This is a genomic window from Sediminibacillus massiliensis, assembly GCF_900156915.1.
Taxonomy (GTDB): domain Bacteria; phylum Bacillota; class Bacilli; order Bacillales; family Amphibacillaceae; genus Sediminibacillus_A; species Sediminibacillus_A massiliensis.
Map to the genome: position 1 here is coordinate 2,648,757 of NZ_LT732535.1, position 26,125 is coordinate 2,674,881.

26 protein-coding genes are annotated in these 26,125 nt (G+C 35.6%); 1 reads left to right on the forward strand and 25 read right to left on the reverse strand.

The features are described from left to right. Window positions 1-151 precede the first annotated feature (151 nt). From CZ434_RS13795 to CZ434_RS13890, 21 genes are all read right to left on the reverse strand, one after another. Window positions 152-1,717, reverse strand: coding sequence for a lipopolysaccharide biosynthesis protein (locus CZ434_RS13795; RefSeq protein ID WP_077623685.1), 1,566 nt, complete (start codon window positions 1,715-1,717; stop codon window positions 152-154). 109 nt (window positions 1,718-1,826) lie between these two features. Beyond that, complete coding sequence (locus tag CZ434_RS13800; RefSeq protein WP_077623686.1) at window positions 1,827-3,005, reverse strand: polysaccharide pyruvyl transferase family protein; 1,179 nt, start codon at window positions 3,003-3,005, stop codon at window positions 1,827-1,829. Next, on the reverse strand, window positions 2,983-4,113 hold the full coding sequence (locus CZ434_RS13805; protein WP_077623687.1) for a glycosyltransferase: 1,131 nt from the start codon (window positions 4,111-4,113) through the stop codon (window positions 2,983-2,985). The genes CZ434_RS13800 and CZ434_RS13805 overlap by 23 nt, the downstream gene beginning before the upstream one ends. Then, window positions 4,110-5,150 (reverse strand): glycosyltransferase family 2 protein, encoded by a 1,041-nt coding sequence (locus tag CZ434_RS13810; protein ID WP_077623688.1) that lies wholly within the window; start codon window positions 5,148-5,150, stop codon window positions 4,110-4,112. Before CZ434_RS13810 ends, CZ434_RS13805 begins: the two co-directional genes overlap by 4 nt. Before the next feature lie 8 nt (window positions 5,151-5,158). After that, window positions 5,159-6,286, reverse strand: coding sequence for a glycosyltransferase (locus CZ434_RS13815; protein ID WP_179107275.1), 1,128 nt, complete (start codon window positions 6,284-6,286; stop codon window positions 5,159-5,161). 1 nt (window position 6,287) lies between these two features. After that, window positions 6,288-7,481 (reverse strand): glycosyltransferase, encoded by a 1,194-nt coding sequence (locus tag CZ434_RS13820; RefSeq protein WP_077623690.1) that lies wholly within the window; start codon window positions 7,479-7,481, stop codon window positions 6,288-6,290. A 9-nt stretch (window positions 7,482-7,490) separates the two neighbouring features. Next, complete coding sequence (locus tag CZ434_RS13825) at window positions 7,491-8,219, reverse strand: glycosyltransferase family 32 protein (RefSeq protein ID WP_077623691.1); 729 nt, start codon at window positions 8,217-8,219, stop codon at window positions 7,491-7,493. Between the two features lie 33 nt (window positions 8,220-8,252). Beyond that, complete coding sequence (locus CZ434_RS13830; RefSeq protein ID WP_077623692.1) at window positions 8,253-8,597, reverse strand: helix-turn-helix domain-containing protein; 345 nt, start codon at window positions 8,595-8,597, stop codon at window positions 8,253-8,255. 19 nt (window positions 8,598-8,616) lie between these two features. Beyond that, a complete protein-coding gene (locus CZ434_RS13835) occupies window positions 8,617-9,750 on the reverse strand; it encodes a DegT/DnrJ/EryC1/StrS family aminotransferase (protein WP_425442096.1) in 1,134 nt (377 codons plus the stop codon). Window positions 9,751-9,805: 55 nt separating this feature from the next. Then, entirely contained in the window at window positions 9,806-10,432 is a 627-nt protein-coding gene (locus CZ434_RS13840; protein ID WP_179107277.1) for an acetyltransferase, read from the reverse strand. Between the two features lies 1 nt (window position 10,433). Further along, on the reverse strand, window positions 10,434-11,033 hold the full coding sequence (locus CZ434_RS13845) for a sugar transferase (RefSeq protein WP_077625198.1): 600 nt from the start codon (window positions 11,031-11,033) through the stop codon (window positions 10,434-10,436). A gap of 7 nt (window positions 11,034-11,040) precedes the next feature. Continuing rightward, a complete protein-coding gene (locus CZ434_RS22215) occupies window positions 11,041-11,205 on the reverse strand; it encodes a YwzD family small protein (RefSeq protein WP_179107278.1) in 165 nt (54 codons plus the stop codon). A gap of 25 nt (window positions 11,206-11,230) precedes the next feature. After that, the gene (galE, locus tag CZ434_RS13850) at window positions 11,231-12,274 is read right to left on the reverse strand and encodes a UDP-glucose 4-epimerase GalE (protein WP_077623695.1); all 1,044 of its coding nucleotides are present in this window, start codon (window positions 12,272-12,274) and stop codon (window positions 11,231-11,233) included. 14 nt (window positions 12,275-12,288) lie between these two features. Beyond that, the gene (locus CZ434_RS13855) at window positions 12,289-13,365 is read right to left on the reverse strand and encodes an EpsG family protein (RefSeq protein ID WP_077623696.1); all 1,077 of its coding nucleotides are present in this window, start codon (window positions 13,363-13,365) and stop codon (window positions 12,289-12,291) included. A 36-nt stretch (window positions 13,366-13,401) separates the two neighbouring features. Further along, window positions 13,402-14,307 (reverse strand): glycosyltransferase family A protein, encoded by a 906-nt coding sequence (locus CZ434_RS13860; RefSeq protein ID WP_077623697.1) that lies wholly within the window; start codon window positions 14,305-14,307, stop codon window positions 13,402-13,404. Continuing rightward, window positions 14,308-15,402, reverse strand: coding sequence for a glycosyltransferase family 1 protein (locus tag CZ434_RS13865; RefSeq protein ID WP_245830990.1), 1,095 nt, complete (start codon window positions 15,400-15,402; stop codon window positions 14,308-14,310). Between the two features lie 47 nt (window positions 15,403-15,449). Next, a complete protein-coding gene (locus tag CZ434_RS13870) occupies window positions 15,450-16,517 on the reverse strand; it encodes a glycosyltransferase family 2 protein (protein ID WP_077623698.1) in 1,068 nt (355 codons plus the stop codon). Next, entirely contained in the window at window positions 16,480-17,640 is a 1,161-nt protein-coding gene (locus CZ434_RS13875; RefSeq protein ID WP_077623699.1) for a glycosyltransferase family 4 protein, read from the reverse strand. Before CZ434_RS13875 ends, CZ434_RS13870 begins: the two co-directional genes overlap by 38 nt. Window positions 17,641-17,667: 27 nt before the next feature. Continuing rightward, the gene (locus CZ434_RS13880; RefSeq protein WP_077623700.1) at window positions 17,668-19,491 is read right to left on the reverse strand and encodes a polysaccharide biosynthesis protein; all 1,824 of its coding nucleotides are present in this window, start codon (window positions 19,489-19,491) and stop codon (window positions 17,668-17,670) included. 413 nt (window positions 19,492-19,904) lie between these two features. After that, window positions 19,905-20,552: a CpsD/CapB family tyrosine-protein kinase gene (locus CZ434_RS13885; RefSeq protein ID WP_077623701.1), complete on the reverse strand. Its 648-nt coding sequence runs from the start codon at window positions 20,550-20,552 to the stop codon at window positions 19,905-19,907. Further along, window positions 20,542-21,282: a YveK family protein gene (locus CZ434_RS13890; protein ID WP_077623702.1), complete on the reverse strand. Its 741-nt coding sequence runs from the start codon at window positions 21,280-21,282 to the stop codon at window positions 20,542-20,544. The genes CZ434_RS13885 and CZ434_RS13890 overlap by 11 nt, the downstream gene beginning before the upstream one ends. A gap of 303 nt (window positions 21,283-21,585) precedes the next feature. Between CZ434_RS13890 and CZ434_RS13895 the strand changes: the two genes are divergently transcribed. After that, window positions 21,586-22,704, forward strand: a complete 1,119-nt coding sequence (locus CZ434_RS13895) for a mechanosensitive ion channel family protein (RefSeq protein ID WP_077623703.1) — start codon at window positions 21,586-21,588, stop codon at window positions 22,702-22,704. 35 nt (window positions 22,705-22,739) lie between these two features. Here the strand turns inward: CZ434_RS13895 and CZ434_RS13900 are convergent, their stop codons facing one another. The 4 genes from CZ434_RS13900 to CZ434_RS13915 all read right to left on the reverse strand — a co-directional run bounded on the left by CZ434_RS13900 (window position 22,740) and on the right by CZ434_RS13915 (window position 26,099). Beyond that, window positions 22,740-23,282 (reverse strand): 3-dehydroquinate synthase II domain-containing protein, encoded by a 543-nt coding sequence (locus tag CZ434_RS13900; RefSeq protein ID WP_245830991.1) that lies wholly within the window; start codon window positions 23,280-23,282, stop codon window positions 22,740-22,742. Between the two features lie 90 nt (window positions 23,283-23,372). Beyond that, window positions 23,373-23,687 carry a hypothetical protein gene (locus CZ434_RS13905; RefSeq protein WP_077623705.1) on the reverse strand — a complete coding sequence of 105 codons (315 nt, stop codon included), beginning with the start codon at window positions 23,685-23,687 and terminating at the stop codon, window positions 23,373-23,375. Window positions 23,688-23,722: 35 nt separating this feature from the next. Continuing rightward, the gene (gene cuyB / locus CZ434_RS13910) at window positions 23,723-24,442 is read right to left on the reverse strand and encodes a cysteate racemase (protein ID WP_077623706.1); all 720 of its coding nucleotides are present in this window, start codon (window positions 24,440-24,442) and stop codon (window positions 23,723-23,725) included. 142 nt (window positions 24,443-24,584) lie between these two features. Continuing rightward, window positions 24,585-26,099, reverse strand: a complete 1,515-nt coding sequence (locus tag CZ434_RS13915) for a Mur ligase family protein (protein WP_077623707.1) — start codon at window positions 26,097-26,099, stop codon at window positions 24,585-24,587. Window positions 26,100-26,125 lie beyond the last annotated feature (26 nt).

Sequence of the window (26,125 nt, forward strand, 5' to 3'; positions counted from 1 at the left end):
ATTATTTTTCTGTTGATCGTATTATAGAGTATTAAGATAGACAGTAGTAACCCCCGAGATATGTAGGATTAATCTATAAAAAAAGGCTGCCGAGATCTTCTCGCCAGCCTGTAAAAAACGCTGATAACAGCGTTTTTTTATTTTCTTAGTTTTAACCCTTACTTTTTCTTTCATTTACGTTAAGAGCAATATAACACTTTTTAAAATTATTCATTATTTTTAGAATGGGAATTTTTACCAACTCTTTCTCATAATTGTTCATACCCATTAAATACATTAACACACTATAGCAAATAGTAAGAAATACTATCTTTAATAACAAAGAGAAAAATCCATAGCCTAGAAAAATTTCATTTAAAAAGTAACCTATCAATAAACACATAGTTAAAGGAAAACTTAAATTAAAGATTTCTTTCCAAAACTTAAATATATCTATTTTAATTTTTCTATAATAGTATATATTCATTATTATTACATTACCAACTAACATAGCAATAGCAGTGCCTATTGCACATCCTACCCCTCCGAAATTTCGTGCCAGAGGAATGCTTATTGCTAAATTACCTAGTGCAATTATTAACAGTACAATAGACCTGAAACCATGTAAGTTTTTCGCTTGTAATATTGTCAGTCCAGTGTTTTGTATTAAAGGAATTGTAAAAGGTAACACAAGTATTAAAGATATATAATATGCATGTGCATATTCTTGACCCGCCCATATAATAATGAACTCTTTCCCGAATGATATTAAACCAACTAATACTAATCCAATAACTATGTATTGAATTCTTCCAATCTTTATAAAAAGTTGTGAAAGTTCTTTAATATTTGTTTCTTTAGTTATCATAGCAGTTAATCTAGGTAAGAACATGCCTGAAATAGCTGTAGAAAACTGCATATAGTACATATTAATTTGAGACGCAATTGCATATATAGAAACCATTATAGTGCCCGAGTACATGCCCAGAATAAATTGATCTGTAGACCAATATATTTTATCTACAATAATTGCTATAAATATAAACATTGAATAAATAAATATTTCTTTCAGTAGTTTCATATCAAACTTTTTAAAATAAAGTTTGATTTTTAATCTTCTAAAACAATAGAAGACATTCACCCATAAAAATAGAATGTTAATTACAGTATTAGCCAGAACCATAGCTAGCGAATCATAACCAGCAAATAATACAGCTAAAATAACTATAGGATTTAGCAGTATGCGAATTATTCCTATCAATTTAGGAAATACAAATTGTTCATATGAAACTATAATAGACCCAAAAATAGAGAAAGGAAAACTTATACCTAAATTAAATACTAATATTAAAAACATAATCTTGAATTTTTCTAACTCATTTGTTGACAAACTATGGCTAAAAAAGTTGTCTAAAAAGTAAAATGAAATATACCCTATCAATAGAGCTAAACTACAAATGAAAATATTTATTAATAAAAACATACCATTTAAGTTATACTCTTTTTCTTTGTCTCCCAGAGCTCTGTATTTTGATACATACCTTATACAAGCGTTCCCAAACCCTAGATCAACCAAACTCAGTGTTGCTATGAGTGAACCTACAAGAGCATAAAGACCATACTCTTCCTGTCCAAGCATTCTTAACATAATGGGTGTATATATTATTCCTACTATATTACCTATAAATATAGAAGCATAGGACAATGCAGCTCCGACTTTATATTGTTTATTATTCATATTTCACCTTTTGGAAATTTATTTATAATTTAATTTCTTTTTGATTTATCAAAAAATGAATGCAAATAAAAAAGAAGAAGTACTTAGATAAAGTAATTCTTCTTTTCTACTATATAAATGTTTTTATTTCGTCTCCTGCTAGGAGTGCTTTTTCTTTGTAATTTGGCATGAATTCTACTAAATGATTCCTTAATTCTTCTTCTTTTTCTCTTATATACTCAAATGCCTGAACTAAATCCTCTAACCTTGTTAACTTTTGTACGGGTAGAACCGTATCTCGCTCACTACCAAAAATATCCCTTGCTATTCCTCTTGACTTTACAGAATAGCCTAACACCAAAGTTGGTACACAAGATGAGTATGCTGCAATCGTTGAGTGTGTTCTCGCTCCGATGTACATTCTACAATTCGAAATAATATACTTAAGTTGTTTACTATTGTACTTTTCCTTAATAAGTAAAACTCTATTTGTGGTATTAAGTCTAGAATAGACTTGATTTAACACTTCTAAATCATTATTATGCACCCAGAAAACGTGGGGAATTAGTGCCACATGTAAATCTGTTGTTTTAATAATGTGCTCTATTAGTTTTACATATAAATCTATAACTTCATTCTTAGGTAATTTTGATTTAAAAATGTAAGGACTCAAGTTTATTCCAATAGTATTTTTTTTTCTAAAATTTTTTGGTAAATCTATAACCTCATAATCCAATTGGAATGCAGGATCTGGATAAAGCTTGGTGTTTTTATTTATACCTTTATCTAGGAGTAAGTTATATGTAATGTTTTCCCTTGCTATAATTAAATCATAACTATTCAAGTCTTCCATCATTTCTTTATCCATTTTTCCTTCTTCTAAAGAGCATCCCCATAAGATGGTTATTGTATTCTTTTTTTTTGCTTTTTTATTACTTAAGTAAAGCCACTTTGAATCAGAATAACAGTAGTTATCTCCCCCTATAGATATTCCTATGGTATCTTTATTAAACATTTTATATAAGTTTTTTTGAGCTAATGAAACATAGCTATCTACATTTCCAAATACTGTTCTATTCGCTGCCGCAATAATATGATCTAGAGAGTAGCGTTTAATATAATTTGAATATTCTATAGTTTCATTAAACGTGGATACTCCTACTGACAAGTCCTCAGACTTATCCAGTGAACACAAGTAGAATTTATGTTTTTTCTCTGTATAGTCAATTATTTTACGAGTACCTCTTACTATAGCTTCACATCCCCTATTTCCACTTCCCCCATGGCTATATAGCACAATCTTTTTCATTTTCTTCCTCCTTTAATACTTCTTCTATTTCTTTTCTAATTATATTTTTGTCAAACTTGTTCAAAATTGTATAACCCTTATTTCTATAACTAAAATATAATCCTTTATCTTTTAGCATTTTTTCTATACCTTTTAATAAGGATTCAGAATCATTATCCACTAACATTCCATACTTTCCATTTTCTAAAATTTCTTCTGGTCCTCCACACTTTGTGGATAAAACTGGTGTACCTAATAGTAGTGATTCAGCCACTACTAAACAAAATGACTCTGTTTTAGAACAACAAATTAATAAAGATGATTTGTAAATATAAGGGTAAGGATTATCTTTATAACCCAACAGTTTGATGAATCCATTAGCATGTGAATTAGATATTTTATTTTCAATATCACTAAATTGATGACCATCTCCAACAATAATTAGCTCTATATTGCTATAATCTGTATGTAATCTAACTACGCTATCAATTAACATACCTACTTGCTTTTCTTCCGATAACCTTCCGATAAAGCATATCCGAAAGATACTTTCATTGTTTTCTAAATCTGTCACTGTTTCTTTAGATAACTTTTTTATGAGAGCAGTGTCTATCGGATTGTATATAACTTTTAATTCTTTATCAAAATTAATATATTTTTTATAATTATTAGAAACTACATTTGATACAGTAACTAGTCGATCAAACTTATTAACATATTTTTTTAAATTCTTCTTTTCACGGAAATAGGGTAGATTAAAGTCATAATAATATGGATCATTATGAAACCAGCTAATTTTTTTCGTTTTTCCATTACTTCCAGCAACTAATTTTGTTGGAAACCCTTCTTGAAAAGATACTTCAATATCGTAAAAGTTGTTTATAAACATTTTGTGTAGTAGGAAAGGGGGAAAATGGACTAAAACTCTATCCAAGCCTCTAAATCTCTTTTTAAATATGCTTTTGTATTCCACATGACTAGGTAAATTCTTTTTTACTTCCGTGTTCTGTTCTTCTGTCATAACAGTAATTTGATATTTAAGTGGATCAAGGAGGTTTACTATATCAATTAATACTTTTTCTACCCCTCCAAACATTTGACTTTTTGTTATAAATAGAACTTTTTTCATAAAAGGCTCCTTAACTTTCTATTAATGATCAACAAATAATATATACAAGAATACCGAACAGAACTCTTAGAGCGTATTGCATTTATTAACATTTTGGGATAATTATTAAATAATGTTTTATTATCATTAAAATAGTTGCAGACATCTTTATTATTTAATATATTACTTATATTTCTTAACCCTTTTAAGAAGTTTAAGCTACCAACCAGTTTGAAATTTTCATCGAGGCAGAATCTTATCGTTTCTAAATATCTTCTCTCTAAACTATATTTTGTCGAAGGAGTATAGTATCCCTCTGTTTGACAGAAGTTTAACAGCGCGCTATATAACTTGTTTAAGATATAAAATTTATCCTGTCTTATCTTATAGGTAAGAGTATCATCTGAATGGTTTAGGTAATTATACTCAGCGGTTGATAAAATATATATTTTGTTACTAGCCTTAATAATCTCTAGTACAAACAGAGTGTCTTCGCCTAAACTGATATTTTCATCAAAGCGTATTTGCTTTTTTGTAATTAGATTTCTCTTTATCAACTTTGAATAGCAGTAATTTATATATGAGGATTCGATTAAATCAGGCATAATATCTTTCAGTTCTGGTTTTTTATAGAAGCCAGATACTTTGCTTACTATCTCTTTAACTTGTTTTATTTTACCATTGCTAGATTCTACTTGGTTTATTCCGCTAATGACTAAGTCGATACTTCTATCTTTAATTATATTTACCATTGAGGATATATAAGTTTCATTTACAAAATCATCGGAGTCAACAAATTGAATATATTCCCCTTTACATTTTTCTATTCCATAATTCCTTGCACTAGATACTCCTTTATTAGACATATGAAAAACTCTAATTTTATTGCTTTTTAGTTTATAATAATTACATATATCTCCACTTTTATCAGTAGATCCATCATTGACTAGTAATATCTCAAAATGTGTATATGTTTGCTTTAATAGCGACTCAATACATCTACTTAAATGCTTCTCAACATTATAAACAGGTACTATTACACTTATAAATGGATTCATATCGTCACCTAGTTAAACACTTTTTCAATATCTTTTATTGCTGTAGAAATAGTAAAAATATTGCTTCTCTCTAACGACTTGGCTTTATATCTTGCTAACAGTGCCTTGTCATTAATTAATGTCTTAATTCCTTCATAAAGTGAAAGATCATTATTTTTAACAACCATCCCATACTCTCCTGAATTTAATAATTCATTTGGACCTGCACACTCAGTACTAATTGTAGGTAAACCAAGAACCATTGCTTCTGCTAAAGCTAAACTAAAACCTTCAGCTCTAGAAGAACATACAAACAAATCACACATAGCAATATATTTGTAAGGATTGCTTTTAAAACCTATCAATTTTACTGAATCACTTAAATTGTTATCATTAATATATTGTTCTAGTCGGGGTCTATCTTGGCCTTCGCCCAGTACCCACAATTCACAATTTAATCCATCATCCTTTAAAATTTTCATTATTTTTAATAATCTATCATAGCCTTTCTGACGTGTTAACCTACCTATTGTTCCTATTAAGAATTTATCAGGCTTTGTGCGTTCACATTTTTCATTACTTTTATAAATAATTGCTTTACTGTCAACAGGATTGTATTTTACAATAACTTTTTTATCTTTATATACTTTTTCTTCAAATGAATTCTTTACCTTTTTTGATACACATACAACTTTATCGTATTTTTTATAGCTTTCTATTTGATCTCTTAAATTTCTAAAATATCTATCAGCATATCCCCTGTTTATTGGATCTACATGTACCCAGGCTACTTTCTTACTCAAAGTGTTAGTAGATTTTGATATAATTTTAGTTGCAAATCCTTCTACAAACGCTACCTCTAAATCGTATTTTTCTTTTATAAAAAATTTATAAAAGAAGGAGGGTGGTAGTAGATATATAAGCTTATACCTTAGCTTATATATTAATAATTTCATTGTTTTCAATTTTTCTGGATTTGGAAGTATGCTAATGTATTTACAGTTTTTTTTAATTTCATTTCTATATATACCTACATCTACTACTGTTATAACAGTAATATCAAATTTATTCTTATTAAACCGATTGACTAGTTCAGCCAATACTTTTTCAGCACCGCCCCCTGAGAGACTCTCAATAAAAAATAGTATTTTTTTCATTTTAATCACTTCCATTACAGAATAAAGGATATAATTTCAACAATTCCGATTCATTTCCATAACTTGTAATAATACAGTTGTTTACTATTTTTTGTCTTAATTTTTCATCGAAAATTAATTTTTCAATCCCTTTAGCTATACCTTCAACTGACTGTTCTGTTATATATCCATCAAAATTATTTTTTACTTGACTTTTAGCTGTATTATAATCAGTTATTAAAACAGGTTTACAAAGGATTTGTGCCTCTCCAACCGTTACGGCTTTCCCTTCATATCTTGAAGGTTGAATATACAGGTCACATTCTTTTATATAAGGGTAAGGGTTTGTTCTTTTTCCCAGCAAAATAAAATTTTCTTCTAAATTATTTTCACTAATCATTTTTTTTAGTTTACCCTCATCCCCTCCATAACCAACTACATACCAAGCAATGTTTTGATGTCCTTTATCATTTAATATTTTCAGTGCCTTAATTGCATTATCAATGCCTTTTGCATATGATAATCTAGCAACCGTTATAATTTTAAACCTTTGGTCTTTTGTCATTGGGTTAATTATTAATTCATTTGCACTTTCTCTAATAAAATCGGGTGAAGTAATATTCTCTATTACTACCAATTTTTCTTTTAATTCTTTATACTTTTTCAAAAATGAATTTTTACACTCTTCAGAAACTGCGACAATATAGTCAAACTTCTTCCACATTTCCAAGTCCATCTTTATATCTGTTTTAATAGTAGAATAATCAGTATGAATCCAAGCTATTTTAGTTGTAGCTTCTACTTTTTCGGCTACAAAGTAATGGGGCCAAAGATAACTAATTGCAACATCATATTCCTTTTGAGTTCTTGGCAGAAAAGGAAGCGCATATTTCCACATATATTGCATCTGTTTATAGCCACTTTCTAGTGTCTTATCTTTGCTAGTCTTGATTTTAGCCATCAACCGAGATAATGCTACTGGAACATTTCCTGTTTTAAATATTTCTTTAATTGGCATTCGAAATGTTTTGTAAGCTTTTGATTCTTTTAACAATTTAACCTTTTTGGGCAGTTGATCCATAAAATCACCGGTATGACTATACAGCATTAAATCAACTTGATAATTATCATAATCAAAATTATTTAACATACTAATAAGACTTCGTTCCACTCCCCCAACTTCCATGTCAAAAGAGGCTATTAATACATTTTTCATGGTAACCACCTAACCCTTAGAGACTAAGCTTCGTAAGCGGGCTATATTTTCTCCACCAATCACCTTGGCAGTAATAACTTTAAAGGTACTTTTAAATTGAGACTTAAAAGGAAGCCAACTTTTATAAAAATGATGTATGGCATGTGTATCATCTGTAACAAACCTTCTACAGTTAATGTAATCATAGGGAGAAAAATAGGTTTGTGGATAAAAAACACCCAGCCCTTTCAATTCTTGATAATTGCCATCTTTTTTTAAGCCCATGTTTTCTAAAATACTTGTTACTACTGCTACATTGGTTAGTTGATCTAACCTACCATCTTCTCTGACAAATTTTTTATTATGATAAGAGTCTAGAAACAACTTAATAAGTTTATTGCCTTTAGCTGCACCGATTGTACTGGTAGCAATATAATTTTCTTGTTCAAAGCCCCAAAATGAGTCATGGCGTAAAAAGTCATCAAATGGCTTAAATACTTCGACATCAGTGTCTAAATATATCCCCCCGTGGTGATATAAGGCATAAACTCTTACATAATCACTTACGAATGCGTATTTTTTATTTTCATAGGCTTCTTTAACATAAGGATTTACATTTATATCAAAGTTTTCTTCATTCCACTCAATAATTTCATATTCTACTAAATGCTCTTGCCAGCTATTTAAGCATTTTTTAACAATGTCAGGTTTTTCTTTCCCACCAAACCAACAGTAGTGTATGCGTTTAGGAATTTTCACCTTATACCAAGTCTCCTTTCATCATTCCTTTGCTTAGTTATCACCTTTCGTACATTCATTTTGCCATTTAATAAATTGTATTACTTTTCTATAATCATTTATTTGCTCCTTCTGTACTCCCGAGTCTTTCAATTCCTTAATAAAAACCAGCCATTCCTCTTCCAATTGTTGAGTTACTTCATCTTCTCCATTGATCAACATTTTCATATCTACCTGCAGAACAACAGCAATTTTTCGCAACACTTGAATCGATGGATTCTTGTTTATATTTCTCTCTATATTGCTCAAGTAAGACTTAGATATGTTCGCTTTCTCTGCAAGACCGGTTAACGTAAGACCTTTCCGTTTCCTGATTTTGTGGATCTTATCTCCAATCATTTAGCAATACCTCATATTTTCATATAATTTCTTCTTTACGCACTAACTTGCTAATTGTCTTTTTTAAACAAGTAATAACTCTGTCTTGCTCAGACTCAGTGAGGTTTGATCCTGATGGAAGGCATATTCCCGTCCCAAATATTTGTTTCGCAACATCAAAACCATCTTTGTGACGATAATACTTGGCATTCTGAAAAAGAGGCTGCAGGTGCAGCGGCTTCCATACCGGCCTCGCTTCGATATTTTCCATCAGTAACGCAGTCAGGAGTTGTGACTGGGAAACTTCTGTTTGATGGGGATTGATAGTGAAAGCAGTCAGCCAGCGGTTCATTCGTGTCTCTTCTAATTCAGTCATAAAATCTATCCCTGGAAGGTAAGCCAATTCCCGGCGATAGTTTTCAAAGATTTGTCTCCTGGCAATAACTCGTTCATCCAACAATTGCAGCTGTGTCCTTCCTACACCGGCTAAAATGTTACTCATTCGGTAGTTGTAGCCAAGTACACTGTGCTGATAATGAGGAGCTGGGTCCCTGGCTTGGGCTGCTAAAAAGCGAGCCCTCTCCATTGCGTTTTCATCATCAGAAACGAGCATACCGCCTCCAGATGTAGTGATGATTTTGTTGCCATTGAACGAATAAATCCCGAATTTACCGAGGGTACCACTGAATCTTTCTTTGTAGGTAGTTCCGAGTGATTCAGCAGCATCTTCGACAACCGGAATCTCATATTGGTTACAGATAGCCAATAATTCATCCATTTTGGCACTTTGACCATATAAATGGACAATGATAACAGCCTTTGGCAGCTGCCCTTCCAGGTATGCTTCCCTCATGGCCCTCTCTAAGGCCAAAGGGGACATATTCCAAGTTTCTGGTTCTGAATCAATAAAGACCGGTTCCGCACCTTGATAAAGAATTGGGTTGGCACTTGCCACAAAAGTAAGACTTGAGCAAAATACCTTGTCACCTTGTTTTACGTCTAATAAAGAAAGAGCCAAGTGAATTGCTGCAGTTCCCGAACTAACGGCTACAGCTTGCTTGGCTCCTACGTGATCAGCTAATTCTTTTTCGAAGGCATCGACATTGGGCCCCAATGGAGCAATCCAATTGGAGTCAAATGCTTTTTGAATGTATTCCTGCTCTCGTCCACTCATATGGGGTGGTGACAACAGTATTTTCTTTTTCAATAAGACCCACCGCCTTTCCATTTTAAATTGGCATCTCTGAAACTAACCTCGTTGGGGATCCTACAGCGGTACTGTGATCCGGAATATCATGGATTACAGTGGAACCCGCTCCGATTGTTGCCCAATTTCCAATTTGTTTCCCTGGGATAACCGTGGCAGATGCACCGATATGGGAACCAGTACCGACACGTACATTTCCCGTTAGTGTGGCGTTCGGAGATACATGTACATAGCTGCCAATATGACATTCATGCTCGATGATGGAACCGGTATTGATGATGCAGTGCTCCCCGATTTTTGCATCTGCATTTATAACTGCGTGTGGCATAACCACCGTCCCGCTTCCCAGTCTTACTGTCGCACTCACCAATGCAGTAGGATGAACAATCGTTCCATATTGTTCCTTAGGAAGATTTAATGAATCAGATAGCTTTTTTCTAATGAAGTTGTTGCCTATTGTTATGAGCACTTTTACATCTGGGGCATGTAAGCGATAGATGGATGATAGCGGGCCATAGATCATGCCATCCTTTATAAATTCCAACTCGAACTTATCATCTAGAATGGCGATGAGAGAATGATCCATTGCATGAAGAATATCTTTAACTACCTTGCTATGACCGCCGTTTCCAATTAAGATCATGTTCATGTCATAACACTTCTTTCGATCCTTTAAATTTTTCAGTTGTGACATGGCCCTGCTGGTTGATACCTTCTTTTTTAATAACTTTTCGAACAGTCATTGCGAGTATTTTCAAGTCGAGAAGAAAGCTTTGGTTTTCGACATACCATGTATCCAATTGGAATTTCTCCTCCCATGTGATAGCATTCCGGCCGTTTACTTGCGCCCAGCCCGTGATGCCCGGCCTGACATTTTGCCTGATCATTTGTTCAGGGGTGTAAAGCGGCAGATATTCCATTAATAACGGTCTTGGACCGACGAAACTCATATCGCCTTTCAAGACGTTAATGAATTGTGGAAATTCATCCAAACTGTACTTTCTCAGTTTTTTTCCAACAGCCGTCAAGCGGGCTTCATCTGGTAGCGGTTTGCCGTTTTTTCCTTTTTTGTCTGTCATGGTTCTGAATTTGTATAAATAAAATCCTTTTCCATATAAGCCTGGTCGTTGTTGTTTAAATAAGATTGGCCTTCCAATCGAAAGTCTTACAATTGAAGCAATGATGACAATGACTGGAGAGAGAAATAGAAGTAAAAACAAGGAGAGCAAAATATCGAATGTCCGCTTCACTTTGCTTTTACGTCCCACTTACTTTGTTGGAATCCCTAAATAAAAGAGTCTTTTCCATCTCCAGTACTACCTCTTGGACATTGATATTACTGGTTTCTTCATTACCTTTTTTATAAATCTTTATTAATAATTCACGCAGTCGCTGTTCGTTTAAAGAAGTTAATTCTTTCATTACTTCCATCCTCATCTTTAAGAAATTAAAAAACCTTAATGCTTTCTGCATTAAGGACTTTCTTGTATCCATTTGGGTTATTTTTCTGCCATCTCCATGTATCCCTGCACATTTCCTCCAATCCTCTCTTGGCCTCCCAATTTAACTCTTTTTTAGCTTTGGAAACGTTGGCATAACAAACAGGTGAATCACCTGGACGACGTCCTGATATTTTATAGGGTATTTTCTTACCAGAGGCTTTTTCGAAGGCTTCCACCATCTCCAATACTGAATAACCATTTCCTGTTCCCAAATTATACGCCTCAACTCCTTTGGAAGATTGAACTTTAAGTAATGCTTTAACATGTCCGATGGCCAAGTCAACTACATGAACATAATCTCTAACTCCAGTTCCATCTTTAGTAGGATAGTCATTACCATAGACTTGTAACTCTGGCAGTTTTCCGATTGCCACCTGTGATATGAATGGCATCAGGTTGTTTGGAAGACCGTTTGGATCTTCACCAATACGGCCGCTTTCATGTGCACCAATCGGGTTGAAATATCTAAGTAACGCAATACTCCAATAAGGATCCGAGTTATAGATATCGAAGAGAATCTCCTCAATCATATACTTGGTTCTTCCATAAGGGTTAACAGCACCCAGCCCTGTATCTTCACCTAGAGGCATATCTGCTTTTTGACTATATACAGTCGCTGATGAACTAAACACCAGGTTCCTAACTCCATATTTTTTCATTGTTTCACATAAAACAATTGTACTCATCAAGTTATTCCTATAATACATAAGCGGGTTTGAGACAGATTCTCCCACTGCCTTATGGCCAGCAAAATGTATTACTGATTTAATATTATATTTTTCGAACACTTTTTCCACGTGGCATTTATTTCTTAAATCGAGATCATATGCATTAAAATCTCTCCCGGTAATTTCTTTCACTCTTCTTAATGATTCTGGATGACTATTTGAAAAATTGTCTAGGACGACGATATCAAAACCTGCCTTGAGCAGTTCAACACACGTATGACTGCCGATATAACCGGCACCTCCTGTTATAAGGATGGTCATTTATTTACCTCCTTTTATAAAACTAGAAAATCACTTTCATAAATAATATTTAAACTGATTACATTCTCGTAATAGTAATAAGCCAAATAACAAATGAGGATTCCACTATATATTAGCTTTCTGTCTCTTTCTCTAAACAAAAGGACGATCCAGGATACTATAATTGCCTGGTATAAGCTAAAGTAAATTGTAAACCTGGCAAAAATCCAATTTTGGGTAGCTATAACCATAAATACTAACCCAAGTAATGCCATATTGACAATGTAATCACTATTCGGAAAAATATCTCGAAGCCTATCCCTTCCTAAGTAAGCAACTGCCAAAGGGGCTGCGTCAACGAGTACCCTTAGAATATTTGCTCCTCCCTCTGCAAAATCTTTATACGCCCCATACTGTGTATCTTCAATAGCAGAAAATAATAGACTTGAAAATTGCTCAAAGCCAACTGCAATAATAACGGCAACTGTTATTATACCTACTGTCGCTTTAGACCATGCTTTCACTCTTACCAAAAAATAAATAGGTAACAGTATAAGTGCACTTTGATGGAATAAAGAAGCAATAATTATTACTAAAAAGTATTTAACCCAATTGCCCTTTATAATATATCTTATTGCTATAAAAGCAATTGCTGCCGCTAGACACTGTCTAATTCCATTCATGGATACCAAAAACCAGCCGCTAGTAATAAACACAAAAAAACTTAGCTCTATCAACCTTGAATACTGATAAAAAACTATGAAGACAAAAATATAAGTAACCATAGCTGCAGTAAAAATCAATACTTGGGGATCTGTGGATACATAATTTTGTAACAACAATTGCAAGAATCCAAAACCTATATCCTTTTGCGACTGAATAAATTCCCATGTGTAAGTAGATGTTTCGAACGAATGCATATAAAAATAGGTATCACCAATATTCGAGCGTAAGCCAGCTATTGTTGTTACAATTAGAAATGCAGCAAACATTAGAAATTTAACTGGTCTAGTGTCGACTACAACGCCGCCTGCGTAGACCGGGCTCGCAAAATACCTCGCAAAAAAAGTTAAACTGAATATTAGGAAAAGATTTATCCAAAGGAGTGTCATAATATTTACTCCTTAAAATTTATTTTATTTTTCAAATTAACCACCACTTTTTATTCCAATAGCTTTATTTTTGGAAGTCTTAATATATAAATAAAGTAACAATCCTAAAGGTGTTGCAATTATTGTCGTTAACTTACGCGGTGATTCGACTAAAAAATAGTTATTTTTGGCTATTAAACTACTGGAAACATAATGAACAGACTCTCGAAATTTTTCTTTAATGTTTGGTGCATATTTCATTGCCTCTTTTCTAAAAAAAGCAAACCCTTTTGGATTCGCTTTATATTGGTTAAGCATATTCATACTGGAACCATCTTCTAAATACTCCACATGGCAGAGAATTTCATTCATTATCAGCAAGGGATATTGTTGATCAACTAATAGATATTTATAACTTAAAGGACAATAATTTTCTCCTTTAAAAATCGGGTATGGGGGTGTTTTTTTTATTATTTCAGTCCGGTAAACTAACTTCTTGTCTCCTTTTACTTTATATTTACTGTATAAAGTAATTAGAGGAGAAGCTTTTATATTTTTGGGCATTGAGGTTCCAATCAACTTACCATTCGGACTTGCGTCTAACCCTACAATACCAGCATACTTTTTATCTCCATATCTGTGCCAGAATGATAAAATTCTTTCTACTGCATTATCAGGCATATAGTCATCTGAATCTATACAAACATTTAACTCGGTGTTAATTAACTCATATGCAGTGTTATGCGCGCCATGCATTCCTTGATTATCTTGAAAATGATACGTAATTTGCACAATATCTTCGGATTGCCACTTTTTAACTAACTTCTCTGTTTCATCTGTTGAGCCATCGTCTATAATTAACCATACAAAATCTTTACAACTTTGTTTTTTTAAGCTTTCATAACACTTATGCAGAGTGTATGCTCTATTAAATGTTGGCGTGAAAATAGTTAGGGTTTTCAACTACATCACCTCTGCAGCATTTATTTTTTGATAATATCTTGTATAAAAACTTGTTAACCATTCTATATTAGTTTGGACATCATACCCTCTATCTTTAATTTTTTGTATTCCACTGTTACGTTGCAAATCTGAATTTAATACCTTAATTGCCCACCTCTCAGCAGAGTCTTTTAATTTTAAGAATTCCACTGTGTCCGTGACATCAGCTTCTTTTGGGATGCCTGTAGAAGTTATACATTTTAACCCTGCTGCTTGAGCTTCTATTAATACAACCCCTAGACCTTCATATAGTGAAGGGAATAGGAACAAATCCATTGCCTGCATAATATTGGCCACATCTCCTCTTAACCCTAAAAATCTGACAGATTGGGTTAGTGATAGCTTATCCACCTTTTTTCTAATATTCTCCTCAAGATATCCTTCTCCAACTAAAAGCAACACTGCATTTTTGTTTCTTTTATATACTTCATAAAAGATATCGATTAAAAAGGCGTGGTTTTTTTGAGGGTTAAATCTTCCGACATGCCCTATAACAAACTTATTTTCTAAGTTTAACTTCTTCCTAATAAAAAATCGGATACTTTCATCATAACTAAATTCTTCACAACTTATTGAGTTCTTAAAGATGACTAGTTCTCTTTTTATCTTTTCATCTTTTCCAAATAGCCATTGCCCCGCCTCTTGTGAGCAAGCAAAATAATGGCTGGCATTTTTGTTTAAATTAAATTTTGCATACATTCGAAAGATTAACTTATGATCAAAGGGTAAGCCCGCTAAATGACTATGTGAGATCCTACAAGGAATTCCCGCTTTTTTAGCCGCCCTTAAAACAAATGCACTATTCTCATTAATGTGGGAATGGACAACCTTGTAATTTTTGTTTCTTAAAAAGAATTCATCTAATTTTTTAAAATATTTTTTGTAGTTACCAGGCCTTATAGAAGGCATTCTATATATTTTTCCACCCAACTTCTCTATTTCATTATCGTAATCCCCCTGTTCTAATCTATTGACCATAAAATCAAACTGTACTTTAGATCTATCCATTTTGCGATAGTAATTCATTAACATGGTTTCCAGTCCACCACGGTTCATAATTGTAACTACTTGTAATACTCTTATAGGTTCCAGAATTAACACTCCTATCTAACGACCCTTCTTAATTTTTCTATAGTTAGTAACATAAGATAGAAACTTATAGCCTTTTTTGTTTTTGCACAATAATAAAAAAACCTCCATACTAGCGGAAAGTAATTAAATTCCAGTTGTTGAAAGGATTGTTGAATTCGATAATCGGATAAGATGTTTCTCAGTTTTCTCAATCTCAACTTAAATGATAGTTCATTTGAATTACTTACCTCATTTAAACCAAGTCCTAAAGTATTCATCCCTATTCGATTGTTTAATGCTTGACTGTACTTTACATCTAATCCTTTTTCTTCAATAAACCTCTCAATTAAACTGTATAAGTTTGACCATTTTTGTAATAAATCCGGCCTATAACTTACTGTCTCAGATTCAGCATTTGCCCTCCAGTAATGATAAAAAGGGTTATTAATAAATAGAAAACTATTAGTGTAGTGAAATGCTTCCATATTAAATAAAGAATCTTCATTGGATCCTATTTTATGTAAGTCAGTAAATCTTATATTGTTTTTTTTAATAATGTCAGTTCTGTATAACTTAGACCAAACAGTTCCCCAAGCATCTAGAAGTTCAGGGTTTGAAACTTCTTCATTTATCGGGCCAATTAATCGCCTCATAATCTGTGTTTGAACATCATTATTTTGATAAAATACTTTTTCTGGTAAGGGAAAGTGCTTTTCTTTAGAATGTGTTCCAAACTCTCTTATATAAGAACACATTACTATTTCAGCTCCATAGTTATTCGCTTCCCGATATAAGACTTTATACATATCAATCTCTATCCAGTCATCAGGATCTACAAATCCTACATACTCTCCCTTAGCCAGTTCAATCCCTTCATTTCTAGCAGATGAAACGCCACCATTTTCTTTGGTTTTAATCACGATACGTTTATCCTTAACAGCGTAATCTTTGAGAATTTCTAAACTGCTATCTGTAGAACCGTCATTCACTGCAATAATTTCGATTTCTTCTATACTTTGTCCGATTAAGCTATCAAGACATCTACTAAGATACTTTGCTACATTATATATGGGCACGATTATACTTATTTTGGGGTCCATAACTTGCCTCCAACATAAATCTAGAATAGACAACTTCTAATTCTTTGCTAACTTCTGGAATAGTATATTTGTTAATTAACTCTCTTGCGGACTTTCCCAAGTTGTCACATATAATTTTTGATTGGTATAGTGTCTTCACCTTTTCAGCAAACACTTCCTTGTTTCCAGGTTCTAACACCCACCCATTGATATTATCCTTCACCAGCTCCCTGTGCCCCCGATTATCGACAGCAACGACAGGCAATCCACACGCCATGGCTTCCATGATGTTCACTGGCAGCCCTTCTCTTAAGCTAGAGGCTACTGCAGCATCACACATGGGAAGCAGTTGATCCAGATCATCTCTGAAACCCAAGAAGTTCACCATATGTGTTACATCAAGCTTGGCAGCAAGCTCTCGACAGCTGTCTAATAATTTTCCTTCTCCCGCGAGCAGCAATTTGGCATTAGGGATGTCTTCTTTTATCATAGCCAGGCAGTTTATAAGGAACTGCTGGTTTTTGTTTTTGTTAAATTCGGCTGCATAAAACAATAAAAAGTCATCGGGATCGTATCCAAATGACTTCTTTCTTTCCTTTTTCCTATATTCATCTATTGGTTTAAATCGGTTTGTATTGATGCCCACACCATGAACATGTTTCACTTGTTTTGCTTTGAAACGCTGGGCAGCTAGCTGGTAATCCTCCTCGTTAATGGTGATCAGACAATCTGTATAACGGGCCATGGTCAATTCGATTGGATAGTACACAAGCCAATTAATCATTGGAGCTCCTTTACAAAAGTGAAAGCCATGAGCCGTATAGATAACTTTGGTCCCTTGTTTCTGCGCGCTTCTTGCGGCTAATCTGGCAATTATTCCTCCCATTGGAGTATGACAATGAATCATTTGGTAGTTGTTTTGATCGATAATAGACTTTAACTGCTTATAAGCTTTCCTATTGTTTAAATGGAAAGGAGAGCGTTCGATGGGTAAATCAAATTTATGGTCTACACCAGACAATGGGAGACTCCCGCTGGCGGCCACATGTACTTCCCATCCTTGCTCTTTAAACCATTTGATATATGGCATGTGAAAAAGTTTAAAATGATAATCGACTGTTGCACAAAACAATATACTCCTCATTCAATCACCTATTTTATAGTAGTAGAGTTACACGGAAATAGCAGATGTCGGCTGTTTCACCACTTGGTTGTTCGCCAGGTTTAGTAAGGCTTTCCGAAGGCTTTCTTTATCTAAATTCGAATAATTGGAGATAATGTCGTCTATTTCTTCTAAATAAAGCCCGGTTGTTTTCCCGACATAAATCTTGGGATACACTTGCCTATCATGAATCTCGTCATCTTTCAGCAATTCTTCAAATAACTTCTCTCCAGCCCTTATGCCGGTGAACTCAACGCCGATTTCGCTAATAGAGTAACCTGATAATTTTATTAGATTTCTGGCAAGGTCGACAATTTTTACGGGTTCCCCCATATCCAAAACAAATACCTCCCCGCCCTCGGCTAAGGCACCTGCTTGGACCACCAATCTGGACGCTTCTGGGATAGTCATAAAGTATCGAACCATGTCAGGATGTGTGACCGTGACAGGTCCTCCTCTTTCAATCTGTTTCTTGAATAACGGGATAACGCTGCCCCTGCTCCCCAACACATTGCCAAATCGGACGACAACAAATTTCGTTTTGCTCATTTGATCCATTCCTTGGATAATCATTTCTGCAAGTTTCTTTGTAGCTCCCATCACACTTGTCGGGTTCACCGCTTTGTCTGTTGATACCATTACAAAGGTACCCACATCATTCCAGCTGGCAGCCTTCGCCGTATTCATCGTTCCAATCACATTGTTTTTGACTGCCTCTTCTGGATTTCGTTCCATTAGTGGCACATGTTTGTGGGCTGCTGCATGGTAAACGACATCCGGCCGATAGATATTCATTATAGACATCATCTTTTGTGCATCTTGAACATCCGCTATTTCTGTAATAAATTCGGTTGGGGTATGTTGAAACACTTCATTCAATTCCATCTCGATCGTGTAGATGCTATTTTCTCCGTGCCCAAGTAGAATCAACTGTCTTGGTTCAAAAGCCGCTATCTGTCTCGATATCTCTGATCCAATCGAACCGCCGGCACCTGTCACCAATACTGTCTTTCCAGTAATACTGCCAGAGATGGTTTCCATATCCATGTCAACCGGATCTCGTCCTAACAGATCTTCTACTTGAACATCTCTGAACTGGCTTACAGAGACCTTGCCAGTAACCAAATCCTCCAACATTGGAAGGATTTGTGTTTTCGCATTTGTTTTAGCACATTCTTGAAAAATATCATTCAGCTGTTTTTTATTAAGTGACGGTATTGCAATGACGATATTTTCTACGTGTAGTTCTTCTACTTTCGCATTAATATCTTTCACGCCTCCAACCACCGGTACGCCGAATATGTCTAATTGTTGCTTGCTTATATTGTCGTCAATGAATCCAACCGGAAGCAAATCCCCTTCATTTTTCAAAAGCTGCCTTGTTACCATCGTACCGGCTGCGCCAGCCCCTACTATCAACGTTCTGACTTTGTTATCATTTTTTGCTAGTTTATTATCACGATACATCCTCCATACAAACCGCGATCCTCCAATAAATAACATGTGTAACAACCATGTCACGGCCATCAACCGAAAAAATATTTCCTGTAAAACCAACTGCTGGACAGCGACCGCCATGACGATGGAGTAGGTAACAACTTTGAATATGATAATAAGTTCCCCGATGCTCGCGTATTCCCATGCTTTCTTATAAAGCTTAAGTTGTAAGGAAAATAAATGATGACTGATCAAAATGATAACGGAACCCAAAATGATGGAACCTTTCCACACATGAATATCTGCATTTACGAGAAATCCGCTGACAAAAATGGCTGCCAAAACAATACATGAATCAATAACGATGAATAAAGAAAGCCTTTGCGGGTATGTCATTTACTTGCTCCTTTCTCAGCTCAATAATTTCCTTTTTGAATTTAACGTTTGCATTCTATTCGATACATACTCCCATGATCTCTCTTGTCTGGCTCTTTGTTTATATACGGAACCTTTTTGACTGACTTGGAATTACAGTCTAGGTCTTCTACCCAATGGGAAGAGCCCTTATGTATAGGGTTTTCTAAAAACCCCATACATAAAGACTCTCTTAGAGAAAGACACATTTCTGTTATGTATAAAAGGGCATTTAACCCATCCTCACACCACACTAATGCAGACGAGCGCTAAGGTTGAATCCAACCCACAGCATGGCCGAGTGCCTTCTTTTATAATGGCAAGTAGGCATCACCAGTACATTCTCTATAGAACCATTTATTCTTAATAAAGAACAAATTTGTTAAAAAAATAGCTTACTTTTCATTTATTATTGCTCCTACCAGTTCTGCATGAGCAAGTTCTAACACTTTTCGTGCTTTTATTGCTTTCTCCAGGGTCGTCTTTCCTTTAGTTAACACTAATACAACACCATCACAGTAATTGGCTAGTACTCTTGTCTCGGTTGTATGTAAAACATCAGGGGCATCAATCAGAACAATATCGTAACTTTCAGAAACCTGTCTCAATATACTGGACATCCAATCACTCGTTAACAGTTCCGCAGGATTGTTGACACTGTTCCCGCATGGCAGAATGTCTAATTTTCCTATCCCCGTTTTTTTAATTGCCCTGTCTAAGGCTGCATTCTTCATTAAGACATTCGTTAACCCGCAATCTTGAGATATTTTAAATATTTCGTGGATAATTGGCTTCCGCAAGTTAGCGTCGATAAGAAGCACCCTTTCTTTTTGCTGTGCCATTGATACTGCCAAATTTGCTGTGGTCACAGACTTTCCTTCACCACTTACCGAAGAAGTCATCAGAAAGGTTCGTTTCTTTCCATCTACTGTTAAAAATTGAATGTTGGCCCTAACTGTCCGAAACTGATCAGATATGAGAGAATCCGCATTAGCATATGTGACGAGATTTCTTTTTTTTAACTTTTTGCTTTTATTTAACATCCACGGATTCCCCCCTGAATTCCATTTCATTTTTTATAGCTTTCTGCTTTTTCATTGATAACTTTTTCTTATTCATATTGGAGATAACTCCAAGAACCGGCACTCCAAGAACCTCCTCCACTTCTCGTTCTTTATTCACTGTTCCATCAATGGAATCAAGAAGGAATACTAGACCAATCCCAGCTACGATTCCAAAAATGAACCCAACGATTAGGGAATTATTCTGACTGCCATTTATCGGAACTGGATTTACTTTTGCCTCCGACAACAATTGAACGCCTTCAAACTTTAAAATATTCACTATCTCACTTTTAAATACTCCTGCAGTAGTGTTGGCAATATCGGCTGCTGTCTGGGGATCCATGTGTGTGACAGAAATATCGACTACTTCTGAGTCATTGATTCGTGTAACCTCTATTTGTCTGGCAAGCCATTCTGGTGTTGTATCTAATTTCAGCTGACTTGTAACCTGTTCCATAATAATTGGATCCGTGATCATCACCATCAATGTATTCATATTTTCATTTTCTGTACTAACGATCATCCTAGTCGAAGATTGATATAATGATACATTGTTTGCCGCCCCATAGTAATAGCCAGCCAAGGTAGTAAGAATCGTAATAACGATAATCATCCAAAACCGTTTTTTCACCACTTCAAAGTAATCTCTTAAGCTGATCTCTTTAGCGTTATTTTCCTCTTGTACCCTAACCTGTTTTAATATCCCCATTGCAACCACCTTTTCATTCTTTATAAAGAACATCAAACCCAAAAAATTTTCACTTGCTTGTTTTTGATATTTCACTAAGTCTTTCGTCTTATTTTAGTTCTTTATAAAGAACATGTCAATATTTATCTACTGGAAATTTACAAAATTATTTATCCGCTCCTGGCGCATTCTTGATAAAGAACATCTTTATACTAAATCAATACTTCCTACTATTCAAGTACTTATCTAATATTTATTTATCTTTTAGATAGCTATATAATATGGGTACTAGTTAAGATTTAGAACTCAAGTTAGGAGAGTAACATGTACTTAACAAACACCACTATTCATTTCCCCGGAAATATCATTCCTTTTTTCCAGACATTTGACTGGATTGATTTTACGGTCTATGGGGTCTGTGTATTTCTGATTATATGTGCCCGCTGGCTCTTTCTTTTGTTTTTTAATACAGTTAATCGAAACAGAGGAATCCCTGGCAGAAAGACTCCCGTTTACTTTTTTGTTAACTGGCTCGCTTTTTACGGGATATTGATATTCACGCTGGTATACTTTGCAGATTCTGAGTGGCTGACCGCAGAGATATTTTCAGTAGGGAGTGTCAAAGTCACAGCATCGCTCATTTTGATTGCCCTGTTGATCATTACGTTTGCCAACCGCGCTTCAAAAGTATTTACCAAGTATTTGCTTCCGAATATCTACCACCGCCATCAGCTTGATCAAGGCATGCAGTACACTTTCAACAGGATGTTCCATTACACGGTAATGGTGGTTGCCTTTATCATTAGTTTAACCACTGTCGGAATCGACTTAAGTGCTTTGACCGTCTTTGCAGGTGTACTTGGAGTGGGGATAGGTTTTGGGATGCAAAACATAGCTTCCAATTTCATTTCCGGAATCATTTTGTTGTTTGAACGTCCGATCAAAGTCGGCGACAGGGTAATCGTGAATGAGATCATGGGCGATATCGAAAAAATCAGTATGCGGGCGACGATTATCCGGACAATAGACAATGAACATATCATCGTACCGAATTCTTATTTTCTTGAAGAGCACGTGGTCAATCGTTCCTATAGTGATCCGACGCTACGTTTGAAGTTACCTGTTGGTGTTGCTTTCGGAACAGACGTAGAGAAGGTAAGGGAATTGCTTCTTAAGGCGGCCAGAGATGAACACGAAAATTCTGAAGGGATTTTAATGAATCCCGAACCATTCGTTCATTTTGTCGGGTTTGGGGATTCCTCTTTGGACTTCGAGCTGTTTATATGGATTGAGGACCCTAGATTCGTCATCGTCACCAGAAGTAATTTGAACTTCCGGATAAACAAATTGTTTAATGAACATCAGGTTGAAATACCATTTCCACAAAGAGATTTAAATATCCGGAATATCGACGAAAATGTCATTCAAAAGCTGAAACGGTAACAGGGAAGCCCCGCAGTAGACGGGGCTTCCCTGTATTATTTCTCGACAATGATTTCATCGATTTGTTTTCCAAGATGCCTGCCTGGTTTATCGGTTTGGCATAGAATACGGTCACCAGTTTTCAAATCCAGTATGTTTACTGCCGGATGAGCTTCTGTAGTAACAAAAACACTCGTGGATTTTTGAAGCGTCGCCGAAATGGTTTTGTTGCCGTCAGAACATACTACTCTTATAAGCGGTCTTTTTTCCATTTTCACGCGTCCGACGGGAACCGATTTCTTTTCGTCTTCTCCAGCAATGATCAAGCCAACCCCTGGTTCTATTTCATGCAAATAGTTGCTTTTATCTTCTTGATATATGTATTGGTGAAAGGATCCACAGTTAATACGGAACGGGCGTGGCGGGTAGCCTTCTGAGTGGCGGTTTTCCGAGAGTACTTTGATGTACCCCTCTCCAGTGTTTCCTACAAATAAACCGTCGCTCTCACTTAATACATCCACAAAGTCGATGCAAACTCGCATTCCTTCCCCGATCTCGGTTATTTCTGTGACTTCCAGATAAATCTGTTCGTCAACCATCTTCATCCCCTTCCCTGATTCAAAAAGAGCATCCGGATGGGATGCTCTTAATAGTATACCAAATAAATTACTTGAGGTTCTCTTTGCTTATCATTCTTTGGATTGAAATGAGGACTGTCTTGCCTTTTCCAGTTCCCGCTTCAAGCGAACATTTTCCTGTTTCACCGCTTCCAGGCCTGCTTTAAGTCCATCCTGGAAAGAAGCCTGTTCCCCAAGATATATTTCATACCAGTTTTTTTCATCAGGTTCTCTTCCAAACTGTGCTTTTTTCAGCTTGGCCTTGGGATAACGTTTCTGTACATATTCAGCCTCTTCTGGCGATAACCTTAACTCTCTGAAATAAATGCCATCACCAAATGAATCCATCAAAAACCTTTCCAATCTTTCATAATCATTAGCGGCCATCTATATACCTTCCTTCTAATGAATAATTCACTCAACTATTTTTGAGTGATTTTTGATTTCTCGGATAGTTCAATGGACTTGTTGACTAGAACTCTCATGGCATCCACACAGTAACGGGATACTTCTTCCCTCAAGGCTACGACTGACAGCTCGGTACAGGCAAGTATAATACAGTCACATTTCTCTTTATTGACAAGCTCTTGGATGATTGTTTCTACTTTAAGTGCTGCATTCTCGCCTGAGTCGCCTTTAATATCATGATAGATGATGTTCATGATGTTGCTTTGCATTGCTTCTGCAGGCAAATATGCCGTCATATTATATTTATGACAAGTTTTTTCATATATACCGGTGCTTATCGTACCATTCGTAGCCATTATTCCGACTTTACTGCCTTCCCCATAATGTTTTGCGATTTCCTTAACCGTCTCTTCCACCATATTAATGATATTGATGTCGGTCATTTTCTGCATCTCATCATAGAAATAATGGGAAGTATTGCAAGGGATCGCAATGTTGGCAACACCTGCTGTTTCAAGGAGCTTTATATCCTTTTCAATAGCTGACAGGAAGATATGTCCCTTATTCTCCAAAATGGCTTTGGTCCGATCAGGAAGGGTAGCATGATTCAGGATTACCATATCGATATGTTCTTGGTCTTTATGTGCATCAGTACAATCGATCACCTTATCAAAGAAAACGGACGTTGCCTTTGGTCCCATGCCACCTAGTACACCTAGTTTGTTGTATTGCATATTTCCACCCTACTTTATTTATATAATTGACCGTTATTCATTCATGCATCCATCGAGGTATTTATTCATGAAAAAACCAAGAAACGCATCTTGGTTTTTTCATGGCATCCTATTTCCAATTTGGCAGGGACCATTCACATAGTCAGTAAGACAGCAGCTTGGACTTCGGAAGGTCCGGTTTCATCTTCAATAATTGATTCAGGGCGATTTCTGCTCCGAAATCCATGCCTTGGCAGCCCGCCAATAGTACAAGGTCGCCGTCTTTTGCCTCTTGGAGAGCCTGTGACGTCGCATCCGGAAGTTCCTCGAATAAATGGACTTTGATGTTGGCCTTCTCCATTACATCCATGAAAACTTCCACTTCTTCATCTGTCACTTTATCCTTGTCTGTTACATGTGAAACACTCTTTGTCGCAATGATTTCCTGAAGATTGAGCTTTGGTGCCCACTCTGCGATTGCTTCGGCATTTTCTCTGTTGACTGTCGGACCTCTTTCACCTCTGATTGCATATACTAAATGCAAATCATCATAGTCCATTTGAGTCAGTGTCTCCAAAGTGACATTTATATTTCCCGGATTGGCGAAGTGGTCATCAATGATTTTACAATAATCTTCGAATACAAATTCAAATCTGCGCTCCACTCCACCAAAGGACCGGAGTGTTTCTTGTATGGTGGAAATGGAAACCCCGCTAAGCAGTCCGACTGTAATGGCCACCATTGAATTATAAACGGAATGAAGCCCTGGCACCCCTAATTCTACTTGGAACTCACTAGGGGTGTACTCCACGCCATCACCGTTGAATGGTTTTAAAATTTCGACTGTGAATTTGGCTCTACCTGTAGAGAGATCAAGATCTTTACAGTGTAAATGGCCTTCCCGGCTGTTCACTCCAAATGTGATCGGCTGTGCCTTTGTCTGGCTGATCAAAGAAGCGGAGTACTCGTCATCAAGGTTAAGCACTGCAAAGCTATGTTCTCCAGCATTCCGAATCAGACTTGATTTAGCTTCAAAGTACTTCTCGAATGATCCATGTGAATCAATGTGTTCCCTGCTTATATTATTGAAGGTAACGATGTCGTAATCGACTTGCTCCACCCGATGTGTTTCGAGTGCCGCAGAAGATACTTCCATTGTAGTATGTGTAACTTCTTTTTCGACCATTTGTTGTAAATAATATTGTAAGTCCAGGGACTCCGGTGTCGTTAACTCTGAAGGGATCGAATCATTATCGATTTTGATGTTAACCGTACCGATCAAACCAGTCTTTAAGCCTTCCTTTTCCAAGATGGCGTTCGTCATATAGGAAGAAGTTGTCTTCCCATTCGTGGCCGTGATTCCGATCATTTTCAACTTTTTCGATGGATGATCATAATAGGCATCGCCCAATTTTGCCAAGGCAATTCTGCTATTTTCCACACGGTACTGAGGAATGCGGATATCATCCTGAAATTCCTCGACTATTGCAGCTACCGCTCCGTTGTTGACGGCGTTTTGCAAATATTTATGCCCATCTGTTTTGTAACCCCTTATACACACAAACACGTCATTTTTTGATGTTTTTTGTGAATGATAGGATAGCCCGGCTATTTCGGACTCCTTTGGATTAAGGGAATCCAAAACCTCAATTGATTGTAAAAGGTTGCTTAATTTCATAGTTATGATCCCTTTCTATTATTTCT